We start from the raw sequence: 11,266 nt of genomic DNA, 5'->3' as shown, positions 1-11,266 counted from the left end.
CGCCTACTCGCGCTCAACACCGCCATCTGGCACAACTGGATCATCGGCGCACCCGTAAAACGCTCCCTAATCGCCTACGACCACTGATCGCTGACCTGATCAAAATTTCCGATCAACGATCTAGGGGTCGAGGGAGCGCGGCAGTTGCTTGTCCGTCTTGCGCGTCACAGTGGGAAGAGGCATCCGGCATCCCCCATCCGAAGCCGAACGGCCCGTTGCCGTTCCCCGAGTCGTACGAGAGCGACAGTTCGAGATCGAAGCCGCCGCGGCCGGGGGTCGTCGCGTCGGGACCGTCATGGTGCCGGAGCCGTTCGCGGTGTTGGTCGTGAAGGTCGCGCCGCTGACCCGGATAGCGCCGCCCCCTTCGGCAGGGTTGGATTCGGCGCACCCACGATGGCATCGGACCCCCGCGAGCGGGCGGGGGTCGGCTTGCCCTCGGCGGAGCGCTCGCGGTCCGCCGACGGCGCCCGCGCTCCCGGTGGTGTGAGCGCCCGCTCCGGGTCGAACTCGGTCATCCCGGCACCGTGTAGCCGAGCAGCAGCTGCACGGGTGCAGCCCGGTGCTTCTTGAGGAACGCGAAGAGCGCGCCCGAGTTCTGGTCGACCTGCAGCGGCCAGCCGCCCTCATCGTCGATCGGGAGTGCGAGCGCCTGCGGTGCGACGACGAGCTTGTGCTTCTCGAGGTCGACGACCGCGAAAGTCGCCGAGAGATCGTCACCGAGTCCGGCATTGGCTGCCCAGTACGGGAATTGGTCGGCGACCAGCCGGATGTCGAGCGATCGGATCGCATCGGTCGCCGCGGCCCCGAACGCCGTCCACGCGGACGCGAACGTCGTCGGCAGCTCGAGCAGGTGGGTCAGCAGCCCGGACTGCTCGAGCACATCCTCGCGCAGCGAGGCCGTAGCGGGCGCGGCGAGGTGACCCGCTTCCCGAGCCGTGTACCGGATCGTGAGGATGATGTCCGACAGCGAAGACACGTCGAACTGGGGGATGCCGCCAGGCAGTTCAAGCCGCCACGTGCTGATCGCGCCAGCTCCTTCGAAGGGCAGACGACGGTCGTCGCGGAGATTGAGCTCGAACACGCCGGCGTCGGATTGGCCCGAGCTCGTGACGATCGACTGGATGGCGCCGGCGTAGTCGCGGAAGCGCTGGTCGTCGTCGGTTGCGGGATACCCCTCGCCGAGTAGAGATGACGTCCGCACCCGCGAGCGCAGAAGCGAGAGCTTGGCATGGATGCCCGAGAAGGGTCCGACGACGGCGGGCATCGTGACCGCGACCGATCGGATCCGCCGCAGGTACTGGCCGGGAGAGTCCAGATCGAAGAACCACTCGGGCACCTCGAACTCGCACGCCCCGGTCGCCTTGAGCCGGAGCAGCGCGAGCGGGTGGAGTCGCGTGAGCGACACGTGCTTCGTGATCTCGTACTCGCGCCGGTTCTGCTCGAGGTAGGCCAGTTCGAGCCGCCTGAGCTCGAGACTGAGCCGCTCTCCGGACAGCAGGCCGCGGCGACCGGCATCCCAGTGATTGAACGAGACGAACCGCTGAGAGTCGAGCTCGGGCCGCATCGCCTCGTGCTTGAGCGTCTGCTCCGCCTTGCGCGCGACGTCGACCGCGAACGAGTACGCGTTGTGGAACAGAGCCGAGAGCTCTCCGTGCATCCAGGAGTACAGCTCCTCGGACGCGAACCGCTCCTCGAAGAAGGTCGTGAGCTCCGCGTGCTGCTCGATGCGGGTTGCCTGCAGGTCGTACTCGTGCTTGGCGATCTGCTCCCGCAGCAGCGAACTGAGGATCTGGCGGCCGTAGCCCTCGATCTCGGCGGTCGCGACGTTCGCTTGGTGCACATAGTCCTCGGCGCGCCGGTAGTACCCCGCGAGCCTCGACGCGCGCTCGGCGCTGTCGCGGAACGCGGCCTGCACCATCGAGGCGCCGTCCGAGATGTACGACGTTCCCTTCGACAGCTGCACGCCGCCAAAGCCCGTCGCGACGCCGACGCCGAGAGGCGTGAGGTGGCCGTCGAACTGCGGGATGAACGCCATCACGGCACTCGCGGCCTTCGCGATCGTGGAGATCGTGCCGAAGGTGTCGGCCGCCGGCAGGAAGATGTTCAGCTCGGCGTTCTCGTTCTTGTTGAGCGGCAGCGTCTCTCCGAGCTTGCCACCGAAGATGCCCGTGACGGTCTCGCCGGCGAACTCCATCAGGCCGCCAACCGACGTCTCCTTGCGATACGCCTCCCTCGGGAGTGCCTTGACGTAGGCGTCGACGAGCGCACCGTACGCCGAATCGAAGGTCTCCTCCGTCAGTTCGGAGCGCACGAGTGCGACGACCTTCTGCGCATCGATGTCGCTCTGGCTCGCGCCGAGTACGCGCTTGTAGTGCGAGTATCGCTCGAAGGCGATCGCCCGGGCCACGAGCAGCGCTTCGGTCCCGGCCTCCGCCTCCTTCCATTGCAGGAATCGCACATCCTGCGTGAGCGCAGCGATCGCGCCCTCGTGCTGGTGGCGCAGCAGTGCGATATGCTCGGCCTCCCCGCGCTCGATCGCCGCGAGCATCGCCTGGCCGAGCGATTTCACCTCCGCCGCGAGCTCAAGCGCCTTCTGCAGAAGCATCGGACCGCGCACCGTCGAGACCGGCTGATTGAGCCCCGCGACGACCGCGGAGATGTCGATGCCCGCCGCGGCGGCCTTGACGAGCACGCCGGGGTCGATGGGCGGGTCGAACAGCGCGAGCTGGCGGACCACGCCCTCGATGTTCATGCAATGGCGGATCTTGAAGAGGCGATCCGCAACGGTGTCCCAATAGGCGAGAAGGTTCTCGTTGCGAGGCACACAGAAATACAGCGTGCGCCCGATGCCGAACATCGACTCGGCCTCGGCCGAGCCCGATCCGGGGTCGAGAGCCGAGTCGAACGGGAACTCGTTCTCGATCTCGACGAGCGTGTTGCCGAACGCATCGATCCCGGCGGCTTTCAGCTGCGCGTAGGTCTTCGGCTTGACCGTTCCCCGCGCGGGAGTTCGCTGGGGACGCGGACCGAGCAGGTTGGCCGCGAGCACGTAGAGCTGCGTCGCCTCGTTGATCGTCTCGATCGTGTCCTGCCGGAAGAGGCTGTCGCCCCACGCGATGAGGTTGTCCAGGTACTTCATCACGACGTTCAGCTGATACGCGAGGTAGCGCCCACGCGCGACGACGTGGGGCTGGAACGGTTTGTTCCGCCACTCCGTGATGGCCAGCTCCATCCGCTCCTTGACGGGCGAGTCCTCGGGTGCCGCGAGCTTGTCGAGAAGTTCGACGATGAACTCGGGCGTCGTCTCCTGCCGGAAGCGCAGGAACTTCCAGAATCGCTGCGGCACCGGGAGCGACGTGTCCTGCTCGGTCGGATCGAAGATGAAGTGGAACCATCGGCGCGACTCGGCGAATCGCTGGTTCTTGCTCAAGTGCACGGCGACGGCGAGCGGGGCGTGGAAGAACAGCTCCCAGTTGTAGACCGCGTACGGTCCGTCGTCCGAGACGTCAATCTCCTCGACCGGGAATGCTCCGGAGACCCAGGATGACGGGCTGTATCGCGCGGGGGCGAGGTCGGCGTGCAGGCCCTCGAGATAAGCGGGCGCGAGCATCGCCGGCAGCCCGTCGGTCGTGAGCACCTGAATCAGCTCGTCGGTGTAGGGATGGTAGTGCGTCCGCACGGTGTAGCGCTCCGTGCGTTTGTTGGGCAACTCGAAGACGATCGCGCCGACCGTGAGGTCGTTCGAGAGCTTTGCCACCGTCTCGGCCAGGTGGTAGCCGCCCTCGTATTGGTACTTCATTTCATCCCCTCTGCACGGATGCCACGATGCCGTCGGCGCCGACTTCGACTCCGCGGTACGAGAACGTCTGCTGCGCGGGTGTGCGCAGCGCGATGCGCTTCGGTCCGTGATCGATCGCGAAGTGCTGGAGGTCCTTGAAGGGAACAGGGTCAAACACCGGGTTAACTTCCGGAAGGACCGTGTTCCCGATGTCGATGACCGGCCCACCCCAGTCCGGCACTTTCTCGGCCCACAGGATCGAGACCTCGAACCTCAAGTCGCCCGGATCCACGTAGTAGCGGGTCTCGCGGACCGCCTTGGCGTCGACATCCACCCAGAAGGTCGCGTGCTCGTCGCCGTAGAAGAACGGCACTTCGTACCCGTCAGCGACAGGGTGCATGAGTGGGCGCACCGTGAACCCCGGCAGTGTCGATCCACCCTTCGTGAACACCGTCTGGCTGCGCAGAGGCACGTCGGACGCGGGCGGCTGATCGACGACCGTCTCGAGTGTTCGCGCGTCCGGTCGCCAGAAGGCGTTGTCGACGTAGCGGTCCGTCGAGCCCCCGGTGATGTTGATCGGCTTGAAGTGGTTGAGCGGGTTGTCCATGAAGTCGGGTCCGACCACTTCTTCGACGGTCGGAGGACGGTGCTTACTCGTCAGCGTCAGGCGGAAGTTCTGCTCGTTCTCGGTGTAGATCACCTCGAGGATCAGGCGCTCCGAGACCCCGGCCGGCTTGTGCGTCCGGGGGTTGACCACGAGCTTGCGGGCATCGAACTCGCTGAGACCCGTGAGCCGGATGGGGTTGGAGAGCTCGGACGACTTCGGCGACGTCCACTTGCCGCGGTAGTACTCGCCCCAGCCGAAGCTGATCTCCGCACCGACCGTCGCGCTCTCGCCCCAGCCCGCATTGCCCAGGTCGCTGGGTGTGGTGTCCCTGGCCGACTCGTTCGCGGAGTCGGGCTTGGGCTGCGCCTGCACCCAGAACACGTACAGCTGCTTCTTCCACACCACGGGGAAGACGATGTCGCCCGAGATGGGGAGCGAGATCTTCTCCCACGGCGTCCAGTACGTACCCTCGCGTCGCCGCAGATAGTACTGACGCGTGACGCCGTTCGTGTGACCCACGACATAGAGCACGTCGTCGCCGGGGTCACCCGGCGCCTTCGCGTCGAGCCAGGCGCCTGCGATCTCGAGACGCGCGACGTCGTCGAGCTTCTTGAGATACGACAGGTACGCATCCTCGGCGAGCTCGTCCGTGATGTCGGCCTTCAGCAGGTCGCCCTCGAGCTCGCGGAAGAACGGCGACTTGTCAGGTCGCAGTTCGGGCTCGAGCCAATTCTCCGGGTACACGAAGACCTTGCGATTGGCCTCCCACACGCGGTAACGCTGCATCCATGCCCACTGAGCGGCATCGACGGATGCCGCTTCCACGCCGATCTCAAGGTCGAGCAGGCATCGCGTGATGAACAGCTGAACGCTCGAGAGCGCGAGCCGGATCCGCGAGGTCTCCATGCACTCGCCCATTTGGACGTCGACGAGCAGGTGCTCGTAAAGCTGATCCGGTGTCTGCACGTCAGGCGTCGGCGGGTCGTGGTGCAGGAGATAGGCGACGAGCGCGTCGCGACGCTGCTCGCGCAGAGCGGCGTTGACCGACGACAGCGTCTCGCGCCACGAGAACACATCCAGGCGTGCGCGTAGCGTCTCGCGCACCAAGGCGACGAGCGCGGCGGTGGGCGATGCCGTGATCCATCCGAACAGGTCGTCGCCTGGCTGCAGCGTCGTCGCGACGAGCTCGAGCAGCGCGGTCGCGCGTTCGAGTGCGGCTAGCTCGCCGAGATCAGCCTGCGTCAGTCCCCCCGCGTTGAGAGCCGCCGAAAGGTCGGCCGCGGTCCAGCCGAAGAGCGCGGCGAGCGCGGGCGTCCCCTGCGGCGTCGTGCGATCCGGGTCGGCGAGGAGGCCCACCAGCACATCCGGGTCGGGCTCGTTCGCCGCCCGAACTCCAGCGAACCACGCGAGAGCGCGCACGCGGGCGAGCTGGTCGTGCACAACGGATGCCGCGACCGCCGTGTCGGTCGCGAGCTGCGCGAACACACCCGTCGTGCTCGGATCGACGCCACCGAGTCTTGCGATCTCGGCCGGTGTGAGACTCAGGAGTCTCGCGAGAGCCGCGGCCTTCGCGATCCGCAGCATCGCGGGGCGCGCCCTGTCGTAGGCGGCCACCGTCGTGACGCGGGCGCGAGGCACGGCCTCTCGAGCCGACTGCCGCGTCCGCCACGCGAGCCAGACCGTCCCGTCCGCGGGCAGTCCCGACACCGTGAGGCTCGCCGGCACGAGGCGCCCCGGGGTCAATGCGATCGCGGCGGGCGCCTTGACCTCGCCGGCGGCTCCCACCGCCGTCGCGGCGATCACCTGCGTCGGCGGGTCCGCGGAGTCCGCTTCCGGCCCGATCGCGAGCGCGACGGTGGCGCCCGGCGGCGCCACCACCCACAGCTGCAGCGGCGGGCCCACCGGTGGATCGAGGAGCAGCTCGTGCGTACCGTCCGCGTCGATGAGAAGGGCTTCGTCGAGCGCGAGCAGATCGTCGAGCACGGGGGCCGTCGCATCCGCGCTCGACGGCAGCACGGCGGCGTCGCCCGTGAGGGCGTCGATCACCTCGGGCGTCGCGGGGGCGATGCGTGCGAGCGTCGCGCGAATCGCGGCGGCGCGCAGCACGGCGCGCAGGACGGGAAGGATCGCCCCGATGACCACCGCCGGCCGGTCCGCCGGCTCGGCCGCCGCCGGCAGCGCGGCCGCGAGCTCGGGAGCGTCGGCTGCCAGGGCGTCGAGATCGGCTTGCCCATCCGCGGCGAGTGCGTCGACCGCCGTCCCCAGTCCCGTGACGAATGTCGCGAGAGCTGCGGCATCCGGAACCGCCTCCGCGTCGTCGATGTCGGCGACCGTGAGCCCGGCCGCCGCAGTCTTCACGGCCATCGCCGCAGACGACGAAAGGATCCCCGTATGAACGAGCGTGTTGTCGAAGGAGTCGATCGCGAGATCCGGCGCCGGGACGAGCAGCTTCGACGGCAGCAGGTCCACCGGCGAGACGAAGGGCGTCTCGTAACGCACGGCGCCGCCGAGAAGCGCGAAGAAGCGGTCGGCGGTCTCCTGGTCGTACACCTGGGCGACCCGCGCGACAGCCGACGCCGAGTCTGTCCCGGCGACCGCGACCGCGAGGTCGGCGTCGACGGCGGTGAGGGCATCCCGGACCGCCTTCACGTCGGCACGGGCCGTCGCCTCGGTCGGGGCGAGGCTTCCTGTCTGGTCGTGGTGGCGCAACAGGTAATCGAGGTCGACCTGCTTGAGCCGCGCAGCTTTGAAGAGCTGCCAGAGTGCGACAAATCGGTGCAGCGACGGCGCGTCGATATCCAGGTCGTCGGTGAACGGATCGATGCCGCTGAGGTCGATGAGCGTCGCGAGGTCGACCGTCCCCGCTCGGAGGAGGCGTGCGAGTCGCTCGCGCCGGAGGTCGGTGGGGATCGCGGCGGGATCTTCCTTCGGCGGCGTTCCCGACGTGCGTTCCGCCCACAGCGCGAGCCAGTCCTTCCTCGCCCGCGACGAGACGTCTTCGCGCGCGATGAGCTCGTCGAGCGCGGCGATCGCGCGAAGCGCGCGCGTCCACGCGTCATCCAGATTCGCCAGGGTGATCCTTCCCGGCGGCACGCCGAAGTGCGTCGTCAGCAGCCGGTCGAGCTCGGCGATGTCGGCATCCCGTCGCGTGCGAAGCCTCACGAACCGGTGAAGCTGGTGCCACGTGAGCTCGTCGACGCCGCTCGATAACGCCGGGTCGGTGTGGCGCAGGCGCAGATCCCCGAACGCCGCTTCATCGGGACCGCTCAGCACGACAAGACGCAGAAGGCTCGGGCCGTTGACGAGGAGCCACGCCGGCACATCGCAGCCGAAAGGGGTCGGATCGAATCCGGCGGGGAGTGCAGCCGTGATATCCGCGGCGCTCATCGTGCCGTTCAGGAAGGAGCGCAGGTCGTCGAAGCCGAGCCCCGTCGACTCGAACGCGGGCAGCACCGTCACCGCTGGATTGATCGTCTGCGTGCGAAGAAGTGCGGTGAGCTCCTCATAGTCGAGGCCGAGACGCCGCGTGAAGGCACGCGCCGACCCGATGGCAGCATTGATCGCGTGGACATCGGATGTCGCAGGCTCGCCCACGTGCTCCGCGAGCGTGTGGTCCTGCACGTCGGTGAGCGCGGCGAGCTCGCCCGAGTTGAGCCCGAGCCGCTCGCGCCGCGAACCCGCGACGTCGCCCATCACGGCGAGCGCGTCGGGCAGCGTTGTGTCCCAGGCCTGAAGCAGCTGGCGGAGCGTAGCGAGCGGAAGGTCGAAGGGCAACACGTACGGGAACACCGCGCCTGCCGTGGTCGTGTAGGCGGCAGCCGCGACGAATTGCGGGTCGGCCAGCAGATCGGCGCTCACCGCGTCGGGCGGTGTGTCGAACCCGGTATAGGTCGCGAGGTCGCCTTCGATCACGGCGTGCTCAAGGATCTCGTTGACGATGTCGATATAGGGCAGCACGACGTTCGTGTTCTCGCAGCTCAGCAGCAGATGCTGAAGATCCGGCCGTCGCGCGAACAGCACAGAGATCGGCTTCGCGCCAGTGTGCGGGCTGTCCGAGGCATCCAGCAGCTCGAGCAGCTCGACGAAGTAGGCGGCGGGAGAGAAGATCGAGCGACAATGCGAGCAGTCGCAGTACTCGAACGATCCGAAGAGCGCCTCGAGCGTCGCGGCTGGCGTGTCGTCAGGCACATCGGTGGGTCCGAGCTCGGTCGAGGTCATTCCCGGGCCGCCGCCGGCGCCCAGTGCCACTGCATTGCTCCGGGTCTTGCCGCTGATCGCGTAGATCGGCGGCGTGGTGCGGTGGGCGAGATAGCCGACGGCGATGTTGAGCGCGGCACCGTGCACATCGGCCGCCCGACGGTAGACGCGCTCGGCCGCTTCAGCGCCGCCGAGGTCTGCGCCGTGGGTCGCGATGAAGCCTTCGCGCGTGAGCGCCACGACGTCGCGGGCCGAGCCGAGCCCCGCCTTCGACAGCGCGAGAGTCGCGGTGTGAGACGGCGTGATCTGGTAGATCCGCTCCAGTCGCAGGACGCCGTCACGAGCCTCGTCCCCGAGGTCGGCGAAGCCCTCCCAGTGTTTGACCGGCTCACGCCCGATCGTGTGGATCTCGGCCGATGCAGCGAGGAACTCCGCGGCCTCTGCACCCGCCTGGCCGAGGCCGAGTTCGTCTCGCGTCGCGAGCGAAGCAGCGACGTGGGTCGGGAACCGCAGCTCCACCTGAGCGGCGAGGGCTGCGACATAGGTCTCGCGCGCGATGGCTGCCGGAACATCGTCGCCGACGAGTTCGTCCCACGCGGCGGGATCGATGAAACCGAGGGTCGCGAGGTCGGATGCGCGCTCGACTCCCTGCTGCAGCACCCGCCACACGACGGGTGCGTTCTGCCCCGTGATGCGTCCCAGGGTGGCGTCCGTCTTGAGGTCGTCGATCACGCGCTCATCAAACCCGTCCTCCCGGAGCGCCTCCCATAGGGAATCGGCGTCTTCACTGCCCTGGTGCGCGCGGTACGCCCGGATGAAGCGTCGCTGCTGCTCGGCGTCGAGTCGGATCGCGAGCATGTCGCCGAGACTGGATTCCGCGCCCCGCGCGGGGACCGTCGCCAGCTGTCTCTCGGCGCGCCTGCGGTGGATCTTCAGCGCCCGCGCGATTGTCGCGTCATCGAGGTCGAGGACTCCAGCGGCCCGCGCGATCTCGAAGGCGCGGACGACGACATCGTCGGCGACCCGCGCGAGCTGATCAGATTCGGAGGGAAGGCCTGCGCGCAGCATGGCATAGGTCGCCGAGGCCGGAAGGTCGGTCTCGCGCTCGACGGCGTCGGCCTGAGCGGCCATAGCGACCAGGCGGGGATCCCACCCGACCCGCTTCCCGAGATAGACGACCGCCTCGGCGTCGAGGTCGCTCAGAGCGCGATCCCGCAGCACGGGCCGGACGGCCTCGGACAGTCTGCTCAGTTCGGGCACGCGCGAGAGCTTGGACGCGTCAACGCCGATATTGATCGCGAGTTCCTCTGGCGCGTCGAAGCGCGTAGCCGTCGTGGCGACGGGAGCGTCGCCCGCGCGGTCGTCGAAGACCTGAAGCTCGAGATCGACGGGTTTGCGATCGTCCTCTCCCGCGGGGCTGTACTCGAGAAGGTACCTTCCGTCGACGCCGGACACGGATGACGCGAGGAATGTCAGACCATCGAAATCCCGATCGAACGCGACCACACGCAGACCCGAACGTGCGACCCCGTTGAAGTCCAATACCACACCGGTGACAGTGGCCATGACCACATGAGAGCGCATCCGGATCCCAATAGCAAGGAGTTCGACTCACCGAGGTATTGATATTGCCTTCCTTCGGCGGGGACTCGACGGAACGGCGAATCGATGATGCAGCGCGATAATGGTGTCCGCGTACAGCCTCATGTGCTACTCCGCGTACGACCTGAGGTGTAGGTCGGTCCAAGACCAGACCTATCCCTGGCGAGTTGAGTTCCTCGCCTTGATGCGGACCCGAAATCAACAACGGCTCGCTGGCTCATCCCAGATTCCATCTGCGCACTTCATGCGCACCGTAGCGTCCTGGGACAGCCTGCCGGAGCGTCGGCTTGTCGAACTCACCAACAATCAGATACAGCGTCCGCCGAATCGTCCCAGCCATGGAAGCCGACAGCTGAACTAAGATCGCCACCTGGGATAGCGATCCCACACCCCTACGTCTGGACAAAGACCACAGAATGGATCCTCCAACGACCCGCCACATGTCTGAACAGGAATCCTGACCAGATGGCTAGTAGTGCCGTTGCAGTACTAGCCGGGCGGCCGCCATAGCATTCTTGCGGCGTCGGAACCATCTCCGCTGACAGGATCCACTCAACATTGAAGGTAGCCATGTTCAAGATGATGTCAAGTTAGAGATGTCCAACGGCGGGACCTGACCAGGGCGTCCGTCAGCGGTGTACGGTCGGACGCCATCTGCTGGCTGGGTCAGAGCCCAGTTCGCGGGCTGGCGTTCCAGGAGGCGTGGCTGCGCTCTCGTCACAGACGGGGGTTCACTCCTGGCGGGCCTGGCGTAGCTGTCCACAGCCGGGTGCAGATAGACGAAGCCGCATCCACAGGGCTTCGGGAAGGCTCGGCCTGGCCCAAGTTCCCAGGTAGAACCTGCAACAAGGACGCAGGCTTGCTGCCAGCGACGGACTCAAGCACTCCTCAGGCCGATACCAGAGCCTGGTGTCAGTCTCACTTGAAAACACCGCCGATGCCAGCCACAAACACTGCCCCTAGTACGGCGTGGCGTTAATGATTGGACGGTTGTTCCTGGGAGGATGCTGGTATGGCTCATCCTCCTGCTGCGGCGTTGGTGTTGCATGACGGTGATCGGGACGTTCTTGGTTCGTGGGTGC

3 protein-coding genes are annotated in these 11,266 nt (G+C 67.2%); all 3 read right to left on the bottom strand.

Going from position 1 to position 11,266, the window contains the following annotated elements:
* Positions 1 to 112: 112 nt before the first annotated feature.
* On the bottom strand, positions 113 to 400 hold the full coding sequence (locus tag ABN028_RS35700) for a SpvB/TcaC N-terminal domain-containing protein (protein WP_502879256.1): 288 nt from the start codon (positions 398 to 400) through the stop codon (positions 113 to 115).
* A gap of 111 nt (positions 401 to 511) precedes the next feature.
* Complete coding sequence (locus ABN028_RS34490) at positions 512 to 1,918, bottom strand: Tc toxin subunit A-related protein (RefSeq protein WP_349699554.1); 1,407 nt, start codon at positions 1,916 to 1,918, stop codon at positions 512 to 514.
* 1,882 nt (positions 1,919 to 3,800) lie between these two features.
* Positions 3,801 to 10,148 carry a neuraminidase-like domain-containing protein gene (locus tag ABN028_RS34485; protein WP_349699553.1) on the bottom strand — a complete coding sequence of 2,116 codons (6,348 nt, stop codon included), beginning with the start codon at positions 10,146 to 10,148 and terminating at the stop codon, positions 3,801 to 3,803.
* Between the last annotated feature and the right edge of the window lie 1,118 nt (positions 10,149 to 11,266).

The organism is Actinopolymorpha sp. B17G11 (assembly GCF_040196095.1).
GTDB lineage: Bacteria > Actinomycetota > Actinomycetes > Propionibacteriales > Actinopolymorphaceae > Thermasporomyces.
Note: the sequence above shows the minus strand (reverse complement) of the source record. Positions and strands in the feature narration are given on the sequence as shown.